The sequence below is a fragment of the Limibacter armeniacum genome (genome assembly GCF_036880985.1).
GTDB classification, from domain to species: domain Bacteria; phylum Bacteroidota; class Bacteroidia; order Cytophagales; family Flammeovirgaceae; genus Limibacter; species Limibacter armeniacum.
Window position 1 is genome coordinate 877,264 of record NZ_JBAJNO010000009.1, and the last position, 24,183, is coordinate 901,446.

The window sequence follows — 24,183 nt, forward strand, 5'->3', positions numbered from 1 at the left end:
AATGAACACTCACGAAAATCCCCTAATTAAGTTGACCAATGTCATTTTTTTTCAATGAAACTGATAAACAAGACTATAAATCAACCAAACCAATGTCATTACTCAGCTTAAACTATATAATACACAAGCCTATAACATATTATAAGAGTAATACTAAAGCCTAAAAAGTAAAATAGATCAATGTTTAAATTTTGATGTTTAAACACTCCAATTACACGCTACAAAACAAGCACGACACCTCTAAAAAAAGAGTAAATGCTTTGTTTACACTTTACTCAAAAAAGCACAAACAAAAACCCCTTCAGTATAACTAAAGGGGTTTTCCAGAAACCTATTAAACTAACTAATCGGAATAACAGTTTTAGGAAAACTGTCTAGCGATTATTCTTTTGCCATAGTATGCTAGTTTTTCCAGCATCTATTTTTTAAGCAATAACTTTTTCAGATATATCTTCTGTATTTTTTTCTGATGTCTTTCTCAGTTTTAGCGTTACCAATATCAAGCAAACAACACCTGTAATAACTGCGGTAATTGCCAAATTGTTAAGCTCAGGAATAATTTCATTTACCCCACTTCCATAAAACATTACTTTCCTAAATGCTGACAGGAAATGTGTCAGTGGTATTGCCTGTGCCAATGCTTGAAGTGGTACTGGCATCTCACTCAAGGGCCATGTAAATCCGCTCAAGACAAAACTAGGTGTCGCTATTACCATCAGTATTTCTGTGGCTCTCAGTTGGTCTGGAATTACCCAGCTTACCAAAACTCCCAAGTTGGTCAATGCCAACATAAACATGGCTACCAGCACAAACAAAGCCCATTGGTCATGTATTACAGGCATTTTAAACAATGGGAAAAAACCCCATTGGATTGCACCCCATAACAAAACACCCATCACCCAATATGGTAGTGACTTTGCTGTCAGCACCGAGAATGGATTGTCTGAGATTTGCTTCAGTGAGCTGAAACTTCCTGTCTCAAATTCCCTTGCAAAACTTAAAGCCATCACCAACAGAAATACCTGCTGCATCAATGTCCCCATCATACCTGGCCACATAAAGCGCAAGTAGTTGGAGTTGGTATTGAAATACCGGTTAACATTGATCTTAAATGCCTCAAACTGTTCCTTCGCAATTGCTGTAGGAATTCCTTTCTTGTTCAATGACTTTATTTCAATTCCAGCATTGAACGTTCCCAACACTGTTCTAATACCCAGATTAGCATAATTAGCAGTTACGATATTGGCACCATTTACATCAACCTGTATCTCGGGGTGACGTTTCTGCTGTATATCTCCCTCAAAACCTTTCGGTATGGATATAACCGCTACAATATTATTGAGGAGGTCTTCTCGAATCTCTGACTCGTTATGTCGGATATGTTCAACCCTCACATATTCGTTATCCTCAAGCATATCGATCAGTGTATGACTCAATGGTGTTTCGTCCAGATCAAGTACACTGATAGGTACGTTATTTACTTTTGCATTATTGTATACAAATCCGAAAATCAGTCCGTACAGCAATGGTGCTCCTATAAAGATGGCTACGGCTACAGAGTTGGTTTTAAACAACTTAAACTCCCGAACAATCAGCTTAGCCAGTGCTTTTATCTCTTTCATTTTTTTCAGCTTGGTTAAATGGTTTGAAAATCCGCTTATCCCTTGCTGATCACCATTGTGATATTGGTCAGCAACTCGCTTGCAGCTTTGCTGTCCACCGGTACCAGTTTCACCTCATACAGTGACTGGCTTGGTTTATAATCAGGGTTCATACTTGAACGATTGGCATACCCAGGCAGCTCTCTAATGCTTGAGATCTTAGCCTTTACTTTCACCTTTTCGTCAAATGGTGAGTATGCCTCTAACTCATCCCCCACTTTGTATTTCAGTACTTCTTCTTCCTGTACCGTAAACCTTAAGTAAGTAATGTCTTGTGCATAGCCAACAAAGATATTGTAACCTGGCAATGCCAATTCCCCAGCTTTTTGAGCTACTGTCTCAATTCTCATATCAGCAGGCGCCAACAGGTAACGCTCATTCAAAGCTACATTTACTTCTTCCAAAGCACCTTCTGCACGTTTGAGCTGTCCCAATGCCATACGCTGCTTTTCTGATCTTGCGCCGCTTTCTACTTCCTTCTTCTTGGCTGCTGTACCTTCCAACTGGCTGGAAGCCATCTGGAACTTGGTGTAAACCTCATCGTATTTCTGGTCAGAAATCAGCTTTTCATCGTGCATCTTCTTTACACGCTCATAGCTTTTCCTTGCTAACTCAAACTGTTCTTTCGCTGCTGTATAAGCGGCATTCACTTGCTCCAACTGTTCTTTGGTAGCACCATTGAATGCCATTTCATATTGTGCTTTTGCAGCAGCTACTGCACCTTGTGCCTGATGTAACTTTGCTTCAGCTTCAGGAACACTGATGATGGCCAATGTGTCTCCCGCCTTCACATTCTGTCCTTCATTCACTCTGATTTCAACAATACGTCCCGGTACTTTTGAGGCTACAGAAAGTGCTTCACGTTTAAGCTTGCCTTTCAGTACATTTTCCATCGTAGTTTTGGGCTGACTGCATGCCGCCAAACCAATCAGGACAAGAGCTGCTGTATATCTCATTTTCATAGCGATTTTAATCTCTTCTAGCTTTTGGTTAACTGTTGTAATGATTACTGAATATGTGTGACATCAAGCGTTCCCATTGCTTGCAAAAAGTCTGCTGCTGCTTTGCGCTGACGATGCAAGGCCTGAATGTAATCAAGCTCAGCTTTCTCATAGTCACTGCTAGCTTCTAGGCGATCATTGATCCCTACAAGTCCGTTCTCATGCTCACGAACCCTGATTTTCATCGCCTGCTCAGCATTCTTGGCTTTTTCCTTGGCTACTTCAACCAACTGTGTAGCCACCTGCCATTCCATATATTTTTTCTCGTAATCCAGTGCAATCAGCTCCTCTGCTTCCTTTCTCCTTTCCACCATGCTCTCCACTTCCAATTGAGATTTTTGCACATCACGGTTACGCTGAAGACCGTCAAATATTTCCCATTTCATTCCTACCCCTACAAACCACGTTGGGTCAATATCAATATTGTCAGAACCACCTTGCATCAGGTGAGCAAAAGCTTTTGCTTTAGGTAGAATATCCAACTCCTCTGCCTTATGCTTGTGTTGTAATGCTTGAATCGAATGGTCCAATGCTTTTAGTTCTGCCCTATTCGCTGTATTCGCTTCTTCTACAGATACCCACCAAATATTGAGTTCAGGACTCAGGCTATCCAGCTCCGACCTTTCCATTCCTGTCAACTGCTGTAGTTTTGAGAACAACAGTTCTCTGCTTGCATTCAACTCTATTCGTTTTGCTTTCAGCTCCTGTTCTGCAATTCGAATTTTATTTAGGTCAAAATCTGTAGCCAAACCTGCTTCCATTGCTTTATTGGCAAACTTTGTCTGTTTATCCAATCTTTCCTGAGACTTGTCAAGTACCTTGATTGATTGCTCAACTACCGCCATACGGTCATAGTAATCGAGTGTTTCCAAAATCACGACTTGCTCCTCTCTCTCCACCAAAGCACTCTGTGCCATCATTTTTTCCTGAGCAGCTTTCGCCATTGTTGGCACTTTCATACCCGAAAAGATGACCATTTCGGCATGTACATCGTAAAACCACAGGTTGTTTTCAGCCAATGCCAAAGTCAACTCCGATGGTATGCTGCTTAATGCCTGCCCCAAATATTGCTGCGTTGCACCCAATAGTGCTTGTGTGCCTGGGTTTTGGAGTGCTCCTGCCAATGCCAAATCCCCATTGGCTGCATTTGCCTGAGCTGTTTGCTGAAGGTACTGCTGGAAACCACTTCCTAGCCCTTCTGCTGCTTGTCCAATTCCTTTTGTATAATCTGAAATATCTGCATGAATCGTAGGTTCGTTACCTAAGCGGATATAAGCTGATGTCACTCCTACCTTTGGCATATAAGTCAACCAAGCTTTTTCCTTGTCCAGCTTTGCCTCCTCCACTTTATGCTGCTGAATCGCAACTTTATGGCTGTTCACCAAAGCCTTCTCAACCAAAATCCGCCTTTCTGAATCTTGTGCCCATACCGAAGTGGCATACAAACCCAGTATCAGTAATAATAGCGACCTTCTTTTCATCAATTCTTTAAATCTTTACCTAAAACCTTTAAGTGAATAAACATTCACTTATTGATTACAAAAAAATCCTTTTTCAAGCTGGTCTTGAGTCAAAGGAATAAAAATCTGTTGTTTATGAATTCACTCGTTTAGTGAATAACCGTTCACTCACAAATATATGTGATAAAAATATTCAAATGCAAGATTTAGTATTAAATTTTATCGGGTTAGTTAGAATTGTTAAGAAATAGGCTTTTTTTGGCATATTTTATGACGACAAAAAGAAGCAACTTGTACAGCATTAATAGTCATTATGAAAATGACCAATTATAGGTGAATATCTTTTTCTGATTCACCTTTAATTAAGATTACTTTTTTTACTGAGCGAATCGAAAGATGCTCAAAACTATAACCAGATGTCTTCTTTGAATCCAACTAGTGGGACACTAGGCACTAAAAGTGCCAAGCACTTACTGAATAGGCTTACGTTTGGGGTAACCAAACAAGCCATTGATGAATTTGCCCCCTTAAGCATATCGCAAGCGCTTGACTTGTTGATGCAAGTACCAACTGAAACGCTCCCTCCCATTGATCCAGATACCAACAGTACATGGGTCAGTGATCCGACTGCCGGAGAGACTGAGGGACTCCGCAAAGGGTATATTAAAAGTTGGTGGCTAGGCCTTATGCATAACAATGGGCACTCCTTAGCCGAGAAAATGGCGTATTTCTATCATACGCATTTCACTACCATCGAATCAAGGGTTCCTTACAGCAAGATGATTTATTGGCAGATTTCCCTTTTCAGGTACTATGCCTTGGGAAACTTCAAGGAACTTGCCAAGAAGATCTGTCTTGATAATGCCATGATGTTTCACCTTGATGCTCACCTCAATGAGGATAACCGTCCCAATGAAAACTTTGCCAGAGAATTTCTTGAGCTATATACCATTGGAAAAGGTGAACAGGTAGGTGATGGTGATTACACCAACTATACAGAACAGGATGTAAGAGCAGCTGCTCAGGTCTTGTCCGGCTTTTATTTTGACGAAACTGGCGCATCCATTGATATTGACTCCAATATTGAACAAGGCAAAATCAATTCAAGTGACGGACAAGTAGCCATCAGACATTTTGCTAAGGAGGATAAAAAATTCAGTGCTGCTTTTGGCAATACCATTATTGCTCCACCTGAAGTTACAAATGGAAAAACGACTGTAGAAGGAGTCTTGGATGAACTTGATCAACTGATTGAAATGATCTTTGCTCAAGAAGCGACAGCCAAGCATATCTGCCGAAAACTCTACAGGTTCTTTGTCTACTATCAAATCTCTGAAGAAGTAGAAAACACCATCATCAGTGGACTTGCCAATACAATGATTGCCAACAATTATGAGATGGAACCTGTTCTGAGACAACTCTTCAGCAGTCAGCATTTCTTTGATACTGATAATTCGTTGGCTGAAGACAATAGCCGTGGAGCGATCATCAAGTCACCTTTAGAGATTGCTTTAGGTGGAATGAAATATTTTGGTATAACGCTCCCTGACCCACAAACAGATGCTGCCAGTTTCTACGAAATCATGGAGAATGTTTTAGGAATGGTCGGAGATCAAGGCATGAACTTTTATGAGCCGTTTGAGGTGGCTGGGTACACTTCTTATCATCAAGCCCCTGCCTATAACCGAAACTGGATTACTCCAAACTACTTGGCTTACCGCTACCTGTTTGGTGAGTACCTTGTTTTTGACAAAGGCACAAAACTGGGACTTGAGTGGGATACTGTTGCTTTCATTGTAAACAATGTCAGTGAACCGGGTGATGCCACCTTGCTTGTCAAAACCCTTACGGACACCTTACTCCCTGAGATCATCACTGACGAACGCTTCAATTACTTCCTGTACAGCAAGATGCTGGACAATTTTTCACTGATGGACTGGGAAAATGAGTGGAGAGCCTATCAGATTACAGGCAATGACGAAACTGTTAGACCACTGCTTGAGACACTGCTGATTGGACTATTGCAATCGCCTGAGTATCAACTCTGCTAGTCACTTTTTTAATCAAACCAACATGTTCCTTTACCAATCTTCAGTATCATGAAAAGAAGAAACTTCATTAAAAACCTGTCCTCTTTGGCAGGAGCTGCACCTTTTGTATTGAATGGATTGCCGATGCAAGCATTTGCAGCCAACAGTGAACTACAAAGAGCTGCTGCTAACAGTACCAATGATCGGGTAATTGTCCTTATACAGCTTCATGGAGGTAACGATGGACTGAATACCATCATCCCAATCAATCAATACAGTGAATACTATAACTTAAGAGCCAATATAGCGATTCCTGAATCAGGGAACCGCAAGATGATTCAGCTAGACAGTTTCTTACCTGATGAGCAACAGGTTGGCCTTCACCCTGACATGCAGGATTTCAAATGGCTTTATGACCAAGGCAAAGCTGCCGTTGTACAGAACGTTGCCTACGAAAACATCAACGGATCACACTTCCGTAGCCGTGACATTTGGTTTATGGGTGGCGACTATGATGACCATTACGGATCAGGATGGATTGGGCGATACCTCAATCACTATGACCCTGCCTACCCTGAAGGTTATCCAAGTGAACAAAACCCTGATCCACTGGCCTTGGAAATCGGGAACGACATGTCTTTAGCTTTCCATAGGGATTCAGGTATACCTGTTTCTATCTCAATCAACAATCCGGAACAGTTTTACAATCTGATTACCAATGTAGGAGGTGCCCCGCCAGAGTCTGTTAAGGACACATTCTACGGACATGAACTGCAATGGATTATGGACCTGGAAGAAAAGTCCAACCAATATGCAGGAAGACTTAAAGAGCTGTTTGATAAAGGACGCAACAGTAGTACTGTATATCCAGAGCGTTATCCGCTAAGTGCTCCAGACGGAGATGTAAGGAATCCGCTTTCAGCACAGCTGCGAATGATTGCAAGGCTTTTAAGTGGAGGTGCTCAAACCAAGATTTTCCTTGCTAAAATTGGCGGTTTTGATACCCATGCCAATCAGGTTGAAGATTATGATGCGACCATGGGAGGACATGCAGCCAAGCTGTATCACATCACTTCTGCCGTAAGGGCTTTTCAGGATGATTTGAAAGCTTTAGGGCTTGAAGATAAAGTCCTGACGGTCACTTTCTCTGAATTTGGAAGAAGGGCAATTTCCAATGGTAGTTATGGCACTGACCACGGGAAGGCAGCCCCAATGATGATCTTTGGCAAAAATGTTCATCCAGGTGTGGTTGGTAACACTCCTGACTTGAAAAACCTCGATCGAGGAGACATCCGCTATGAGATTGATTACCGTCAAGTATTCACCACGCTTCTTGAAGACTGGATGGGGGCAACTCCTGAGGCTATTCAGGATACAAGGTTCGAAGACTTTTCAGATAAAAAGCTCCCATTGATTGCAGGTAGTTCCACTGTTACAAGTATCAAGGACGATTTCATCAATGAGCGATACAGGTTAGACAACTGCTACCCGAATCCAGCTCGAAATAAAACCATTTTCAGTTATCGGATCAATGCAAACATGCATGTCAGTCTCAACCTCTATGATATGAATGGACAATTGGTCAAGCGAATTGTAGATGAGGTTCAAAAGCCCGGCACTTACCAATATCCTGTTACGCTTTACAATGTTCCGGCAGGTACTTACATATACAGAATAGAGGCAGGTCTGCTGAAAGCAGCAAAAAGGCTAATCATTGCCAAATAAATAAAATAATGAGATTCATTTTTTAAAGAGAATATATATGAAAAGGATTCTATGGATAGGGATTCTTTGTAGCACACTGATGATTTTGTCTAATCAGACATTTGCACAAAGGTATCTTAAGAGCAAGCGACTCTCAGATGAAGCAAATATTTCCGCTAAAATTTTAGATGATTCCCATTGGATGATCGGTTTTAAGGTTGGCATGAATGCCACTATGGTACAACAGGATGGATTTCATAGTGTACTGTCTTCTGTTGGTCAAAACAATGAGGAAGAAAAGGCTTATACCACAGTAACGAATAACATCAGCCCAAACTTGGCTGCGCAGTTCTTCTACTACCCTGTCAGGTTTATGGCTATTTCTGTACAGCCAACATTTGCCAACTACCGATATGGTTATGAAACGTCTCACAAATGGCTTCCTGCAGAATCCGGTTTAGAGACAGTGAGAACCAACTACAAGCATCAACATTCTCTCAATTACTTTGAGGCTCCAATGCTGCTACATTTTTCACTGTCAAAATACCCATTCAGGTTTTTTGTTCAAGGTGGAATGTACTACAGCAAGCTGTTGAATGCGAACAAAACCATCACAGGTGATAAAAGCATTACCGAAGGCGGACTGACAACAGTAACAGAAGAGAAAAAGAAGTTTGGTATTGACAACCAATACTATGACAGCTTTTGGGGATACACAGCAGGTGGAGGTATTGGTTTTGACCTTTACACGACACGACTGTCTTTGGAGGTTAACTACAAGCAGCCAATGATGGGTATTACAGCTCCTGATGGAAAATACGACAACCTTGAGCTGGTTTCTAGCTATTATGATATATCTGATGACCTAAGCATGCGCAACATTGAAGTTTCAATCAGCATGGCTGTCCCACTTGACCATATTGGACAGGTTTACAACAGGAATTCATACAAAGGCAAAAAGAAGAGAAAATAACCAGCACACATTATGTGTGATATGATAAAAGAATTTAACATGAAATACCATTACATATTTTACATGCTGCTATTGCTGGTGATCTCATTCAGCAACTGCACCGAAGAGCAGGAAGTTCCACTGCCGGAAGACCGTTTTCTAAAAGTATTTCAAAGAGCTACAGACACCCCTGTTTTCCCTATTGCGCATGCGCAGACTGCTGACAATGGCTACCTGATACTGGCCCGTGTGTCTCCAAGAAGTACTTCCAGTTCACCTGATGAGACCATTTCCAGTTTTTATGGTGGGTACTTACTGAAAACAAATGCATCAGGCGAAATGGAATGGGAGAAATTCCTTCCTCAACAATATGTAAACCCCGTAGGTAAAATCTTGATTAATGGTTCAGATGCAAACTTTATCTGTATGGATGCTGCATCACTGGGCACATACATACTTTCAGTGGACCTACTATCTGGAGACCTTACCACAAACCAATATTTCAGTGATTACCAATACCCTTTGGCAACAACATTGACAACTGATGGAGGTATAGTACTTCAGCACTACAATCGAACAAACCGAAGCACAAGGATTGTGAAAATGAATGCAAATGGACAAGAGGTATGGAGTGAAGATATGTCTGTTGAAGAAGATGTAGAAGACGCTCTTTTCAGTCAGTTGGTAGGCAATACTGATATACTCCCATTTTTTGTTGAAGAAGCTAATGGTATGTATCTCGTCAATGGTTTCTATAACTTCTCATTTTCGTTGATGTTCGTCAACGCTGCTGATGGCGTCCGTAAAGGAAGCGTAATTGGCAACCGTTTGAGTAGTGGTATTCGCTCAGCAATCGAGGTGAGTGGCGATGAGTTTGCTATTGCTGTATTTGATCCCTTAGAAACAAACATTAGTCCGTCTATCAATATTGCAACAGTTCAAGACAACAGTATTGCCAGTCTAGAAACAAGTCGATTGCCAGAAATCAGCAACTCCCAAGTAGCTATCTGCAAGACGACACTACAAGGCAAAGATGTTATCTGCTATGCAGTCACGACCAATAGTCAGCAAGTCAAGTTGCTCATCTTTGATCCGGAAAGTCAAACTTTACTAGGGGAGCAATATTATGGTGAAGGGTATGACTTCAATGTACAAGACATCGCAACTACCGAAGATGGAGGCATTAGCATTTTGGCTTCTACCTATGCAATGGGAAGGTTCAACAGTCCTGTCTTAATTAAAATGAGTAAAGAGGATTTGGAAGAACTTACTTCTCAATAAGATTGATATCACTACACTGTTATATAGAAAAAGTCTCAGAAGTCCGTAATTGCTTCTGAGGCTTTTTTGGCTGAAGAGAAACTCGAATTACCCCTTCAATGCCTTTACACAAAGTGTGGTTACTTTATGGGCATCATCACTTGTCAACTTTTCATCTGAAAAGATTCTTTTTACTCGTGACGAAGCATATTCAATTGGAATTGCAGGGAATACTGCCGTAAACTCTTCTATTGAAATGCCAGCGTCTACTTCTTTTGTCTCCTTTCCTTTATCCAACAGCTTCTCAAAAGATTCAGGAATTCGCAAACGCATATCCTTTGACATCAAGAATGTATAATCATTCATCAACATATTGATGAACATCGCTTTTGATGGATTTTCATTCGTCAATTCAAAGATTGCATTAATGAAGTTGAACAGAATCTCTTCCAACGTATTGTAGGTATTCATCATTTCATACACCAGTTGACGGAATTCGTCAATATGGGATGCATAAAGTGACTGCACCAATGCCTGCTTACTTGGAAAGTGTCTATATAGGTAACCGTCTGCTACCTGTGCCCTTTTGGCGATAGACGAAACGGAAGCACCTCCGTATCCCTTGGTTACAACCATTTCTATCGTTGCCTGCTTAATTCTTTCTAACTTTGTTTCGTCTATACTTTTAGCCATAATAAAAAATCAAAAATCAACGTGAATATGTGTTTTGGCGATGATTACGCAATACTCGATTAGAACAAATCTATAAAAATTAACATTTTAACAAAATAGTAAACAAAAAACCCCATGTGATTTTACACGGGACTGTACTATGTTCCTTTTGTATAAAGCTTGTAAGTTAGATAAAAATCATACCAATTTTTATTGATTCGGACATCTAACGAGCGATTCACCCGCTATATAAAAAAGCCTACCATTCGCTTTAAAGGAATGGCAGGCTTTTAATATTATTTTGTCCTCTCAGAGGAGAAGATTACTTGTTGAAGCTAAATTTTTGCTTGAAAGCAGCGAAACCCGGGTATTTTGCTACTTCGCCCAAAGACTCCTCAATTCTAAGCAGTTGGTTGTATTTAGCCATACGGTCAGATCTTGATGCTGAACCTGTCTTGATTTGTCCACAGTTCAAAGCAACTGCAAGGTCTGCAATTGTAGTATCCTCAGTTTCACCTGATCTGTGAGACATTACAGAAGTATAACCAGCTCTGTGAGCCATATCTACTGCTGCAATTGTTTCCGTAAGTGTACCAATCTGGTTTACTTTAATCAGGATTGAGTTACCAATACCTTTCTCGATACCTTCAGACAGACGCTTCACGTTTGTTACAAACAAGTCATCACCTACCAACTGGCACTTGTCACCGACTTTGTCAGTCAGGATTTTCCAACCTTCCCAGTCGTTTTCATCCATACCGTCTTCGATTGAAGTGATAGGGTATTTGTCTACCAACTGTGCCAAGAACTCAGCTTGCTCAGCTGGAGTTTTCACACCACCTTTAGTATCGTTGAATTTAGTGTAGTCGTACTTACCATCAACGTAGAACTCAGCTGATGCACAGTCCAGCGCGATAGTAATGTCTTTACCTGGCTCGTAACCAGCGTTTCTGATAGCCAAAAGAACACTGTCAAGTGCATCCTCTGTAGAATCAAATGCAGGAGCGAAACCACCTTCGTCACCTACAGCAGTGCTCAAGCCTCTATCGTGGATTACTTTTTTCAGGTGATGGAATACCTCACAACCCATTTGGATTGCTTTTGTGAAGTTTGGTGCATTTACAGGCTGTACCATAAACTCTTGGAAAGCAATAGGAGCATCCGAGTGAGAACCACCGTTAATGATGTTCATCATTGGTACAGGAAGCGTGTTTGCTGAAACTCCACCTACGTATCTGTAAAGAGGAAGACCCAACTCTGCTGCTGCTGCATGTGCTACTGCCAGTGAAACACCCAAAATGGCGTTAGCACCCAGCTTTGATTTATTTTCAGTGCCGTCAATCTTGATCATGATATCGTCGATCAGGTTCTGCTCGAATACAGAGTAACCGATCAACTCCTCAGCGATGATGCTATTTACATTGTCAACCGCTTTAGTAACGGCTTTACCCAAGTAAGCATCGCCTTTGTCTCTCAGCTCAACTGCTTCGTGCTCACCAGTTGAAGCACCAGAAGGTACTGCAGCACGGCCGATTTTACCATTATCAGTCATTACCTCAACTTCTACAGTAGGATTACCTCTAGAGTCAAGAATTTGTCTTGCATGAATGTTTTGGATAAAGCTCATTTGTAAGAACTATTATTTGGTTATAAAAATAGATACGACACAATATAGGGCTGAGTATGAGAGAAAAACATGATATATATCAGCATATCTTAATGTCGTTAGGAGCAAAATGGAAAGCTATAAGAGTAGTTATGCCACCAAACACAGCATTGACCTGATTTTCAAACCACAATATAAGTGTTAAAAAACACTTTAATCAGTCAACAAAGCGAAACTATAAGTGTGAAAAATAGTTAAAATTCAATTTCACAACCAACTTCACCCGATTTACTCTGCTATATACAACTGTATCTCTACATAATTTAAAAGAGGATTTCACCCTAAAAAATAAGAGCAGCTCCCTTATGAAAGAGAGCTGCTCAAATATGAAAAGTGCAAATGCACCTTGTGTCTTAATTGTATTGCAGGTAATTATCCCACTTCTCCAAGACAGTTGTCAAATCCTCTGGCAATTCGGTATCAAACTGCATCCATTTCCCTGTTCTTGGATGGACGAATCCTAAAGACTTTGCGTGAAGTCCTTGTCTTGGTAAAATACTAAAACAATTTTCAACAAACTGCTTGTACTTACCTGTATTCACCCCTTTAAGGATTCTGTTACCTCCATACATCACATCTCCAAAAAGTGGATGCCCAAGGTACTTCATATGAACACGGATTTGGTGCGTACGTCCTGTCTCAAGGTTACATTGCACTAACGATACATATCTTAATCGTTTCAGCACCTTGTAATGAGTAACAGCAAACTTACCATAGTTTCCTTCTTCATGGACTGTACTAACACGACGATCCGAAAAACTACGTCCTATAAAATTCTTGACTGTTCCTTGCTCCTCATCTGGCTCTCCCCAAACCAAGGCATAGTAGGTACGCTCAATTGAGTGATCATAAAACTGTCTCGCCAAGTGATTCATAGCCTGCTCAGTCTTGGCAACTACCAGCAGCCCTGAAGTGTCTTTGTCAATACGGTGAACCAACCCTGGCTTATCATCAGCATTGAACGCAGTTGGCAACTGCCCAAAATGATAAACCAATGCATTGACCAAGGTACCATCCCAGTTGTTAAACCCAGGGTGTACGACCATGCCCGGCTCCTTGTTCACCACAAGCAAATCATCATCTTCATATACAACATTAAGAGGGATATTCTGAGGTACTACTTCTGTATCTCCTCTTTGCTGAGGCATTATTACCATTACAACATCTCCAGCCCTAACCTTATAATTAGGTTTAACTGGAAATCCATTTACCAGTACATCTCCATCGCGGATTCCATCCTGAATTCTGTTTCTAGACAGATTTGGGATTCGATTTACCAAAAACTTGTCAATGCGAAGCAGCGCCTGTCCCATATCCACATCGATACGCATTTCGTCGAACTTTACTTCTTCGCCGTCCTGCATATCTCCATCCATGTCAATCTCATTCTGGAACTTATCTACACTGACACCTCCGTACTGGTCATCGGCAGCAACAGGTCTATTCCCCTCGGTCTTTTTGTCTTCAAACTTACCGTTTTCCATAAGGTTGTAAGCAGTTAATTATCAGTTACCTGAAAAATAATATAGTAGTCAGTCTTCAACAGTTGGTATTAATTGCTATTGAGTCATTATTCAGATTACTGACCTTGTATTGAAATTATTCTTGGTTCAATTTAAATGCTAATATCAGCTTTAGAATTTCATCAATTCTACTAAGCTGATTTATTACTGCTGACTCCATCTTAATAGAATAGCCAAAACAGCAAGCACAAACGATTACAAAGATATAGATTATTATCCTTATTTCTACTCTCAGCATTATCACAGCACTCGTTATGCAGAAACGTTATGAAAAACACTTTATAATTCAATCAATCAACAGAAAAGTTGTAAAAAAGAAAGGACAGCCAAACGGCTGCCCTTCTTAATTATACATATAGAAATAATCATGGTGTTGGTACTATTTATGAAAAAGCTTCAGCACTTGTTTCTGGTTACCAGAAATCACTTGTATGACTATAAATCCTTTATATGGTTTATCATTTCCCAATTGAATCACCGTAGCCCCTCTTGACAGTTGAACCTCTTTTTGAGATAAAATCCTCCCTTGCTGATCGATTACCCTAAAGTAAAACCTATCACCTTTAGGGGTAAACAACTCTATGTTAAACCCTCCTGAAGTAGGGTTTGAGATATTACCTATCTCCCATTTAGTAGTTGATACATCTTGATATACCAAAGGGAAATATTCATACTGCCCATTATAATCTACCTGTTTCAGTCTATAGAATACATCTCCAGAAGGTGTATTACTATCTATAAACTCATAATCAACCCTCATTTGCGTATACCCACTCCCTTTGACCTCTCCCAACTTTTCGTAGGTAATACCGTCTGTTGATCTTTCAATTTCAAAATGGCTATTATTTTCTTCTGAAGCTGTAGCCCATGAAAGTTGGACACCTTCACTTACTCCATTGGCTGAAAAATATATCAGCTCAACTGGCAATACAGTATTTCCATCTTTATTGATAAGCAATGGCCCTCCTATTGGGGCAGGATCTGATATTAAGCCACTGTAAAGTAAATTGTCACTACCTGCCTGAATACCTGAGCCAAAAATACTGAACTCAACATCCAATTCTCCACTAGATAATATCAAAATGGCAGAACCTTCAGGCAAATAAATGTCATTACCATCCTCTATGTTCATTTGGTCATTCAGAATAAACAACACGGGGTCTGAGCCTTCATAAACAAATTCAAAACCCAACACAGGGTAAGAACTAAATACCAAAGGGTTTTCAACAAAAACAACATCCCCTTCCCATGTATCCAGTACCTCTTGAAGGTATACCATATCTTCTGAAGGAATGGTACTGCTTGATAGATCGGCAATATCCCACTTCCCGTCTCCCCCTTGGTTTAAATCACTCCAGTTGCTACTTCCCTGCATATATTCATCTAAGGAGTCATTTCCAAAAACACCATTCTTTGGAGAGGAAACTGTTTCACTACTTATATTGATAAAACCATTCTGAGCATTGGCAATACTGACCAAGCATACCAAAGCGGTACACATTAAAACTGAGTAAAGTGTTTTCATGCGGGAGATGAGTTTATAAATCAGGTTGGAATAGAAATCTGGCTTCAATCGCAAATACCATAAAATAACTCCAATAACTTGTCAGAGCTGCTGGTCAATTAGAAACCATAAATGATAAAGAGGAGGTTGCCTGATCAAATAAGAGGGGCTTTTGGTTTAAAACCAGTTTTATAGGATTGATCAGGACACAATTTGAGAGAGTGTTTTTTAAAAGTTAGGCTTTTCATAGTGGTAATAAATGGGTTAATAATTCAGGTTAGTGAATCGAGAGTTAATCTAACAATGTTATATACTGATCGTGTTCTAAAACTGTGGGTATTGATTCAAAACAGATTCTTCAGTATAAAGTACATGGTTGATTTTTGTTAGTAATTTTAAGTAAAGTGAGTTAGGTCTTTACTTAGATGGTTGGTTTCGTTATTTGATAATGTATTAATCTTAATCTGAATATAGGTCGTTGACACCAATTTGTAAATTTTACGTAAGGAAAAAGCCTTTTTTCGATTTATCTCTCAGCTGTAATGTTGCCACAATTACCTTAGTTCTTCTACCAATACAGTCTTCTGAAACCCTATAAAGTACATTAGCTATATCTGGCATTGAAATAAAAAAACCACACCCTGTTAAGATGTGGTTTCTATAGTTTTTAAAGCTTCTTATATCTGAATTCCTTTTTTCCAGACAGTTACAGGCTTCAGTCTCCCCTGCTGGTAAAGTATCTCACGGAAATCACTTACAGGGTAAGCTTGTAAGTCTGCCAACTGGTTTTCTATTATTCTTCCTCTGTCTGATACGCCCAAAGCTTTAGCAGCACGGAAAGTCAACCCTGCAAATACCTCAGCGGTACTCAACTTTTCTGCGGCACTCAATACAGCAGCTTGCATCAGCAAATCTCCCATCGGTGCTGAACCTGGATTCCAGTCGCTTGCAATTGCTACACTTGCTCCTTTATCCAATAATTTTCGAGCAGGTGTATAAGCCATTCCCAATCCCAAGGATGCTCCTGGCAAGGCTACAGCCACCATATCTGCATTGGCCATCAACTCAATTTCCTTGTCAGTACTGCTTTCGAGGTGCTCGGCAGACAATGCACCTACTTCCTTCGCTACAGCACTGCCACCTGTAGAAAACTGGTCTGCATGTACCGTAATCTCAAACCCCATTTCTTTTGCCTTCTGCAAATAGGCCTTGGACTCGTCTTCACCAAATGCTGTCTCTTCTATAAAGATATCTACACGGTTTGCCAACTCCTGCTTTTTAACCTCAGGTAAAAGGTCATTTAGAATATGGTTAAGGTATTCTTCTTGAGTACCTTCAAAATCTTTAGGTTTTATATGCGCAGCCAAGCATGTAGCAACCAAGTCTGCGATTACTTGACGGTTTGCCTCTTTGATTGCCTTCAACATCTTCAGCTCACCTTCAAGACTCAAGGCATATCCACTCTTCACTTCAATCGTAGTGATACCATCTGCCAAATGTCTCTCCGCTCTGTTAACTGTATTTTCAACCAACTCTTCCAATGAGGCATTTCTTGTTTTGGTTACAGAATCCCAGATACCACCACCAGCTTTAGCTATTTCAAGATATGGCTTTCCTGCAATTCGCATCGCATAATCTCGTGCACGGCTTCCAGCCCAACAAATATGCGTATGACAGTCAATAAAACCTGGCAATAAAACCTGCTCCTCCTCTATGACTTCTTTTTCAATATTGGGATATTCTGAAAGCAAAGTATCATAATCGCCCACTGTGACAACCTTGCCATTGGCTACTACTACGCCCCCATTTTCCAGCACATCCAATTCCTCATCAGCAATAGCACCTTTTTCCGGTAGACTTGCCAAAGTGAGAATCTGAGCAAATGGTCCTATCAGTTTCATAATATTTTTATAAATAAATGGGTATTACCCACCATATAAATATGGCAGGCAATACCCTGAATCTATTAAACCTATAATTAAATCAACATTCCAAAGTTGTCGCCAACTTCTTTTGCCTTATCATACCCTGCATCCGCATGACGGAAAATGCCCATCGCTGGATCATTGTACAATACACGACGGATACACTCATCTGCACGATCAGTACCGTCAGCTAGAATTACCTGACCTGCGTGCTGAGAGTATCCCATACCTACACCTCCACCATGGTGGAATGATACCCAAGTAGCACCACCTGCCGTATTCGACATCAGGTTCAGCAATGGCCAATCTGATACAGCATCTGAGCCATCAAGCATTGACTCAGTCTCTCTGTTAGGGGACGCTACTGAACCACAATCCAAATGGTCACGACCGATAATGATAGGTGCTTTCACTTTTCCAGTTCTTACAAGGTCATTGAAGATCAAGCCAGCTTTCTCACGCTCACCCATTCCCAACCAACAGATTCGGGACGGCAACCCTTGGAAAGCTACTTTTTCTCTTGCCTCATCCAACCACTTGATCAGGTGATCATTCTCAGGGAATGCTTCTTTCAGTGCCTGATCTGTTGTATAGATATCTTCAGGATCACCTGAAAGTGCTACCCAACGGAAAGGTCCTTTGCCTTCACAGAACAATGGACGGATATATGCCGGTGTAAAACCTGGGAAGTTAAATGCATTTTCACAACCACCCTGTCTTGCAAATTCACGAAGGTTGTTACCATAATCAAACGTGACAGCACCTTTCTCCTGAAGTTTCAGCATTAACTCTACGTGGCGAGCCATACTCTTGATAGACTTCTCCTTGTAAAGTTCAGGGTTGTCTTTACGCAACTGAAGTGCTTCTTCAAGTGACATACCGTTTGGAACATAGCCATTCAGTGGGTCATGAGCAGAAGTCTGGTCAGTCAGAACATCTGGCGTGATACCATCCTGAATCAAGCGCTCCAGCACATCTCCAATATCCCCTACCAAACCAACAGAAAGGTTTTCACCTTTTTCCTTTGCTTCCATTACCCATTGGATGGCTTCCTCATATGAGTAAGTCATCTTGTCGATGTAGCGCGTATCAATACGTTTCTGGATTCTTGTAGGGTCAATATCCACGCCAAGGAATGTTGCTCCTGCCAATGTTGCAGCTAGTGGCTGAGCGCCACCCATTCCACCAAGACCACCTGTTACCAGTAGCTTGTGACGCAAGTCTCCATCAAAATGCTTGTTACCACAAGAAACAAACGTCTCGTAAGTACCTTGCAGGATACCTTGTGTTCCAATATATATCCAAGAGCCAGCAGTCATCTGACCGTACATCATCAGACCTCGCTCTCTCAGTTCTTCAAAGTGTTTCCAATCAGCCCAAGCAGGTACCAAGTTAGAGTTTGCAATCATTACTCTTGGTGCTTGAGGGTGTGTTCTTACCACACCAACAGGTTTACCTGACTGTACCAATAAAGAGTGGTTCTCATCAAGCTCCAGCAGTACTTGAATGATTTTTTCCAGAGACTCACGGTTTCTTGCAGCCTGACCGATACCGCCATACACGACCAGTTCGTCAGGGTTTTCAGCTACTTCCGCGTCCAGGTTATTCAGGAACATACGTAGAGCAGCTTCAGTCTGCCATGATTTAGCATGAAGTTTATTTCCTCTAGGAGCCTTATAGTGCGGGTGTGCCGCAAACTCCTTAATAAAGTCCGAATAGTTCGTTGTGTTCTCCATTGAAGTTTATTCCGTTTTCTTCAGCTATACGGTTAGCTGTGGTTACTAATGATTTATTTGAGATGATTTGCTGTAATGCTGACAAGTCTTTGGCAAAAATCCTGTCCTCATCTGCGAATGGTACATACTCCCTCACAAATTTGTGGCAAGCCTCAATCACAGGTGTAGACTTTAATGGTCTGCGGAAATCAAGTCCCTGTGCAGCATTCAACAACTCAACTGCTAATATTTTTTCAAGATTGGAAATCACCTGATTGGTTTTTCTTCCACTTACAGATCCCATCGATACATGGTCTTCCTGACCTAGAGAAGTCGGAACACTATCTGCACTTGCAGGGAAACAAAGTGTTTTGTTTTCAGTCACCAATGCCGCTGAAGTATACTGAGGAATCATCATACCTGAGTTCAGTCCCGTATCTTTCATCAACAGTTTTGGCAAACCGTAACGTCCTTCAATAATCAGGTAAGACCTTCTGTCTGAGATATTACCGACTTCTGCTGCCGCAATTGTAGCATAATCTAATGGCAATGCCATTGGCTGACCATGGAAGTTACCACCACTGATAGTATTATCTGCATCCAGAATAATTGGATTATCTGTTACGGCATTCAGCTCGATCTCTGTCATTTCCTTCAGGTGCAACCAAGCATTTCTAGAAGCTCCATGAACCTGAGGCATACAACGTAGTGAATATGGATCCTGTACCCGATCACAATTAAGGTGTGAATTCAAGATTTCAGATCCATTAAGCAAGGTATCCAACCTATGTGCAACCAGCTGATTTCCCTTATAAGGTCTGATTTCGTGCAGTTCCTTTTCAAATGGCCTTGCAGACCCCATCATTGCTTCCAATGACATAGCACCGATCAGGTCAGCTGCTTCCAAAGCATTGTGAAGTCGCTCAACAGCTTTCACTGCAAAAGACAAGATGAACTGCGTACCATTGATCAAAGCCAAACCTTCTTTAGGACCTAGTTCCAAAGGCGCCAAACCTCGCTGTTGTATCACTTCTGCCATTGGCTTGAGGTTGCCGTCTACGAAGACTTCTCCCATACCAATCAAAGGAAGGAAAAGGTGAGACAAAGGCGCCAAGTCTCCTGATGCACCTACAGATCCTTGTTCAGGAACAGCAGGTACTACATCATTGTCAATATGCCATATGATACGCTCAAGGGTCTCTAGAGCAATACCTGAAAAGCCTTGAGCCAAAGCATGAACTTTGGTAATCATCATCAGCTTAGAGACTTCTTCAGGAATATTATCTCCCATTCCTACACTGTGGCTTTGCAGGATTTTATGTTGAAGCGTCTTGGTATCCTCCTCTGAAATCTTGGTTGTACACAAAGGACCAAAACCTGTATTTACACCATATACAGTTCTTTGGCTAGCTACAATTTGTGCTACATCTGCATGGCTTTTACTTACTTTCTGGCGTACTTCATCTGACAATACACCTTGTGTACGACCTGCTGCGATATCAAGTGCAATCCCGACAGTTAGCCTGTCGTGACCGTATCTGAAAAGTGTGTTCATGTGTTTAGTAGGTTAGTATATTTTTCACTGGTCAAAATCTTCCCTTCCGTTTGAGATATTCATTATTGGGAAGACACTCCGATTTTTTCCAGCACTCTTTCTTTCAAATCTTTTTGGTCCAAGTTGTTTTCCAACTCATCAAAACCTTTCAACAAGTGTTGACTGTGTGTACCTTCCATCAGCAATTCGCCCATTGCCCCTTGTAAGGCATCCCATACAGCCTTTGCCTTATTTTTCACTTCAAGACCTTCATTAGTCAGCGTAATCAGTCTCTTCCTACCATCTTCAGGGTCTTTCTCTGTCTTGACCAGTTTTTTCCTTTCTAGGTTTGTCACTAATTGACTGATAGCAGAGTGACTCACCTCCAGTTTGTCTGAAACCTCAATCAATGAGATTCGCTCTTCTTTATCCAACAGGTAGAACACAGGAAACCAACTTGCATCAAATGGTATTTCCAATTGCGTATAGACCTTGTTTACATCAGAAAGAAAACGGTCACTGATTCTTTTAAGTCGGCTACCAAATATTAAGGCACCTAATTCTTTGTAGAAGTCCATCTTTGTCCCAGGTTATTGATTCAAATGCAATTTAAATAAAAAAATATATAAGCACTTATATTTATTAAGTATTTCTTCAGATTGTTTTATTAAACAGTTTTTTTTCATTTTTTCTATGTGTTTTAATAATAATAATGTGACTCTCTATCGTTACCAAAGAAATCAATAACCGAAAAACAGCTTTATTAGCTATTAATAAAAACCCAAGGGGCAGTCATCGTCATACTAATTTAGCACGACTCCGTACTATACATTATTCACAAACAACTACAACATCAAAAAATGACTACAGCTATTACAAATGGCATCAAGGTAAGTATAGAAACACACTTTCAAGAAGATTATTCCGATGTTAAAGAATCACACTTTGTCTTTACTTATAGAGTATTGATTGAGAACATGAGTGACTACACCGTACAACTCATCAGCCGCAAGTGGCACGTTTGCAACGCCTTCGGGTTTAGAGAAAAAATTGAAGGTGATGGAGTTGTTGGTAAACAGCCAATCTTGGAACCAGGTGAGAAACATCAATATGTTTCGGGTTGTAACCTCCAAACTGAGATAGGAAAAATGAGTGGTTCTTACATCATGGAAAGACTACTTGATGGTTCAAATATTGAAGTTGAAATACCTGAATTTGTACTTTCAACTCCCTATCGTCTCAATTGAACTTATAATTATTTTATTTTTATCTACTAGCACTAACTAAAATCTACTTCTATCCTAATTTTTATTACCTATAAGGGAGAATATTGGGTGTATTCTTATAACATCAACTTACACCCTAACACTCATCTTCCACTTTAACTTTTTGAGCTTTTTTCCTAAATTATTTTCAGTCAAATACTGTACTGTCACCTTTACTCTACACGCAAAGAACTTGTTTCTACTATAACTGAAAGTTGAAACCAGTCCAATACCTAACTTAACACCAAAAGACTTATGCTACTCCAACTACTACTGTTGCCTATCAATTCTTCAATAACCCCTTATTTACTTTTTCCGCCGCCCAACGTATCCTTTTCACTTCCTAATCCTACCAGTTAGATTCCCTGTAGGAAAATCAAGTTTTACCTGATTCTTAGACTCATTTGACCTGAAGTTCTTGTGGATACACGCGCCATTCATAATATACCTTCCAGACTAAGTGCTGAAAAAATCCAATTGCTTACCACTCATACGCACTCAGCCTATTGGGAATACGATTTCACTACAGAAAAAATCGCTTTCAGCAGTAACCTATTCACCATGATAGGACAACCTGAAGTTCAAGGTTATACCCCTATTCGTAAGTTTAAAAAAGTGATTGAGAAAGAATCATCCGAGAGGTTATTGTATTTTCTGCACATGCTCAAGAAAGGAGATCATACCGCATTCTCTATGAGGTTTAACTGCCTATATGGAAATGGTGAACTTATCAACTTTGAAATGAAAGCCCATCGCCTCAATACCAAACAAGTATTTGGCACCTTACTACTTATATCCAAAGCAGGTGACGCCACGGAAAAGCAGACAGAAAGTGCTATTGAATCGGAAAGGAAAAGAATTGGAAGGGAATTGCATGACCATCTAGGTCAATACCTGACAGCTATCAGTATTGCCTTAGATAAACTGACAATAGAAAATGACCAGCTTACTGAAAAAAGTCTTCCTGCACTTTATAAGAGTCAGCAACTGATCAAGGACTCCATTAATGTATGCAGAGAACTGTCCCACCAATTGACAGCTGAAAACCAGCTGCCACTTGCAACTGAATTACAGAGAATTGCTGCAATCCCCGAGAATATATTTGATGGAGAAATCACCTTTCACCATAATATTGAAGGAATGGTATTCAGCGATATTTTAACCCACAATATTTGCAATATCGTCCAAGAGTCCATAAATAATTGTCTAAAACACGCCCAAGCCACTCAAATAACTATTCAGCTGATCAACCATAAAGCTGAAAATCTCATTACACTAACAATTGAAGATAACGGTCTAGGTTTTCAAACCACCCCAAACTCACCAGTAACTCAGGGCATAGGCCTGTCCAACATCAAGCAGTATACAGGACAGTTAGGTGGCATCTGTGATATTGAAAGTGCCTCCCAGAAAGGCACTGCTATCATCATACAGATTCCTCTCTCGCCTAATGAGCCACAACTTATCTCAAGCTATGGAAAAAACTAGAATCATGTTGGTGGATGACCATAAGGTCATTCGTGATGGAATCCGCTCTTACTTTGACGATGACCCTAACTACGTTGTTGTTATTGAGGCAGGGAGCGGAGAAGAAGCCTTACGCTTACTCAAACAAGTTCAGGTAGATATTGTCATTATTGACATCAATATGGAAGAAATGGATGGCATTACCTGTACCAAACAAATTGTTGATAATTATGAGCATATCAATGTCATCGCACTAACCATGCTCAATGAGCCTCAAGTCATTAAGCAAATGATGGACGCTGGTGCACATGCATTCTTGTTAAAGGACTGTGGAAAAAAGGAGCTTATATCTGCCTTAGATACTGTCCGGAATGGTGACATCTATTACAGTAATACAGCTACGCACACCATAATGAGTAGTATAGGCAAAAAAAGAGCCTCTCAAACCAATACTTCAAAAGACATCCCTCTTACTCCCCGAGAAAAAGAAGTCCTTATGCTAATCACCAATGAGTTTTCCAATAAAGAAATAGCAGACACATTATTCATCAGTATGAGAACCGTAGATGCCCACAAACGGAATCTTTTGGAAAAAACAGGCTCAAAAAATATTGCAGGACTTGTCAAGTATGCTTTAAGCTTGGGTATTCATGAGAATACTTGAGTTGACTTACTAAATGCAGGCAAAGTCCAATTAATCATAAACTTTGAAATAGGCGAAATACCTAAATAATCCAAATAGGCAAATCCCCAATGTATATGATATAAAACATCTCTACTTTTAAAATAAGAAATCACTCTGATGCAAAGACATTTATAATAAAAGCCGAGTAGCACACAGAGT

General features: G+C 40.5%; 18 protein-coding genes. 7 read left to right on the forward strand and 11 right to left on the reverse strand.

Annotated elements, in window-relative coordinates; all coding sequences use genetic code 11:
* Nucleotides 1–425: 425 nt before the first annotated feature.
* Genes V6R21_RS21405 through V6R21_RS21415 form a run of 3 tightly spaced genes read right to left on the reverse strand, consistent with a single transcriptional unit; the run spans nucleotide 426 to nucleotide 4,143 of the window.
* A complete protein-coding gene (locus V6R21_RS21405; protein ID WP_334245582.1) occupies nucleotides 426–1,622 on the reverse strand; it encodes an ABC transporter permease in 1,197 nt (398 codons plus the stop codon).
* Nucleotides 1,623–1,657: 35 nt separating this feature from the next.
* Nucleotides 1,658–2,617, reverse strand: coding sequence for an HlyD family secretion protein (locus V6R21_RS21410; RefSeq protein WP_334245583.1), 960 nt, complete (start codon nucleotides 2,615–2,617; stop codon nucleotides 1,658–1,660).
* Nucleotides 2,618–2,667: 50 nt separating this feature from the next.
* Nucleotides 2,668–4,143: a TolC family protein gene (locus V6R21_RS21415; RefSeq protein WP_334245584.1), complete on the reverse strand. Its 1,476-nt coding sequence runs from the start codon at nucleotides 4,141–4,143 to the stop codon at nucleotides 2,668–2,670.
* 395 nt (nucleotides 4,144–4,538) lie between these two features.
* Here V6R21_RS21415 and V6R21_RS21420 point away from each other — a divergent pair, with 395 nt between their 5' ends.
* From V6R21_RS21420 to V6R21_RS21435, 4 genes are read left to right on the forward strand one after another with little or no spacing between them, the layout of a single operon-like run.
* On the forward strand, nucleotides 4,539–6,173 hold the full coding sequence (locus V6R21_RS21420) for a DUF1800 domain-containing protein (protein ID WP_334245585.1): 1,635 nt from the start codon (nucleotides 4,539–4,541) through the stop codon (nucleotides 6,171–6,173).
* Nucleotides 6,174–6,221: 48 nt separating this feature from the next.
* On the forward strand, nucleotides 6,222–7,877 hold the full coding sequence (locus tag V6R21_RS21425; protein WP_334245586.1) for a DUF1501 domain-containing protein: 1,656 nt from the start codon (nucleotides 6,222–6,224) through the stop codon (nucleotides 7,875–7,877).
* Nucleotides 7,878–7,914: 37 nt separating this feature from the next.
* Complete coding sequence (locus V6R21_RS21430; protein ID WP_334245587.1) at nucleotides 7,915–8,829, forward strand: porin family protein; 915 nt, start codon at nucleotides 7,915–7,917, stop codon at nucleotides 8,827–8,829.
* Between the two features lie 39 nt (nucleotides 8,830–8,868).
* Nucleotides 8,869–10,089: a hypothetical protein gene (locus V6R21_RS21435; protein ID WP_334245588.1), complete on the forward strand. Its 1,221-nt coding sequence runs from the start codon at nucleotides 8,869–8,871 to the stop codon at nucleotides 10,087–10,089.
* A gap of 87 nt (nucleotides 10,090–10,176) precedes the next feature.
* On the opposite strand, the gene V6R21_RS21440 is transcribed toward V6R21_RS21435, so the two are convergent.
* The 8 genes from V6R21_RS21440 to V6R21_RS21475 form a co-directional block, all read right to left on the reverse strand.
* Nucleotides 10,177–10,761, reverse strand: coding sequence for a TetR/AcrR family transcriptional regulator (locus tag V6R21_RS21440; RefSeq protein ID WP_334245589.1), 585 nt, complete (start codon nucleotides 10,759–10,761; stop codon nucleotides 10,177–10,179).
* A gap of 301 nt (nucleotides 10,762–11,062) precedes the next feature.
* On the reverse strand, nucleotides 11,063–12,367 hold the full coding sequence (gene eno / locus V6R21_RS21445; protein WP_334245590.1) for a phosphopyruvate hydratase: 1,305 nt from the start codon (nucleotides 12,365–12,367) through the stop codon (nucleotides 11,063–11,065).
* Between the two features lie 392 nt (nucleotides 12,368–12,759).
* Nucleotides 12,760–13,782, reverse strand: a complete 1,023-nt coding sequence (locus V6R21_RS21450; RefSeq protein ID WP_334247591.1) for an RluA family pseudouridine synthase — start codon at nucleotides 13,780–13,782, stop codon at nucleotides 12,760–12,762.
* A 526-nt stretch (nucleotides 13,783–14,308) separates the two neighbouring features.
* The gene (locus V6R21_RS21455; protein WP_334245591.1) at nucleotides 14,309–15,454 is read right to left on the reverse strand and encodes a hypothetical protein; all 1,146 of its coding nucleotides are present in this window, start codon (nucleotides 15,452–15,454) and stop codon (nucleotides 14,309–14,311) included.
* A gap of 656 nt (nucleotides 15,455–16,110) precedes the next feature.
* Entirely contained in the window at nucleotides 16,111–17,334 is a 1,224-nt protein-coding gene (gene hutI, locus V6R21_RS21460; RefSeq protein ID WP_334245592.1) for an imidazolonepropionase, read from the reverse strand.
* 77 nt (nucleotides 17,335–17,411) lie between these two features.
* Nucleotides 17,412–19,094, reverse strand: a complete 1,683-nt coding sequence (hutU, locus tag V6R21_RS21465) for a urocanate hydratase (RefSeq protein ID WP_334245593.1) — start codon at nucleotides 19,092–19,094, stop codon at nucleotides 17,412–17,414.
* Nucleotides 19,060–20,628 (reverse strand): histidine ammonia-lyase, encoded by a 1,569-nt coding sequence (gene hutH / locus V6R21_RS21470; RefSeq protein WP_334245594.1) that lies wholly within the window; start codon nucleotides 20,626–20,628, stop codon nucleotides 19,060–19,062. The genes hutU and hutH overlap by 35 nt, the downstream gene beginning before the upstream one ends.
* A 62-nt stretch (nucleotides 20,629–20,690) precedes the next feature.
* Nucleotides 20,691–21,185 (reverse strand): MarR family winged helix-turn-helix transcriptional regulator, encoded by a 495-nt coding sequence (locus V6R21_RS21475; RefSeq protein WP_334245595.1) that lies wholly within the window; start codon nucleotides 21,183–21,185, stop codon nucleotides 20,691–20,693.
* 282 nt (nucleotides 21,186–21,467) lie between these two features.
* Here V6R21_RS21475 and apaG point away from each other — a divergent pair, with 282 nt between their 5' ends.
* The 3 genes from apaG (at nucleotide 21,468) to V6R21_RS21490 (ending at nucleotide 24,003) form a co-directional block, all read left to right on the forward strand.
* Entirely contained in the window at nucleotides 21,468–21,854 is a 387-nt protein-coding gene (apaG, locus tag V6R21_RS21480) for a Co2+/Mg2+ efflux protein ApaG (RefSeq protein ID WP_334245596.1), read from the forward strand.
* A 438-nt stretch (nucleotides 21,855–22,292) separates the two neighbouring features.
* The gene (locus tag V6R21_RS21485; protein ID WP_334245597.1) at nucleotides 22,293–23,360 is read left to right on the forward strand and encodes a sensor histidine kinase; all 1,068 of its coding nucleotides are present in this window, start codon (nucleotides 22,293–22,295) and stop codon (nucleotides 23,358–23,360) included.
* Nucleotides 23,347–24,003: a response regulator transcription factor gene (locus V6R21_RS21490; protein WP_334245598.1), complete on the forward strand. Its 657-nt coding sequence runs from the start codon at nucleotides 23,347–23,349 to the stop codon at nucleotides 24,001–24,003. The genes V6R21_RS21485 and V6R21_RS21490 overlap by 14 nt, the downstream gene beginning before the upstream one ends.
* Nucleotides 24,004–24,183: the final 180 nt, after the last annotated feature.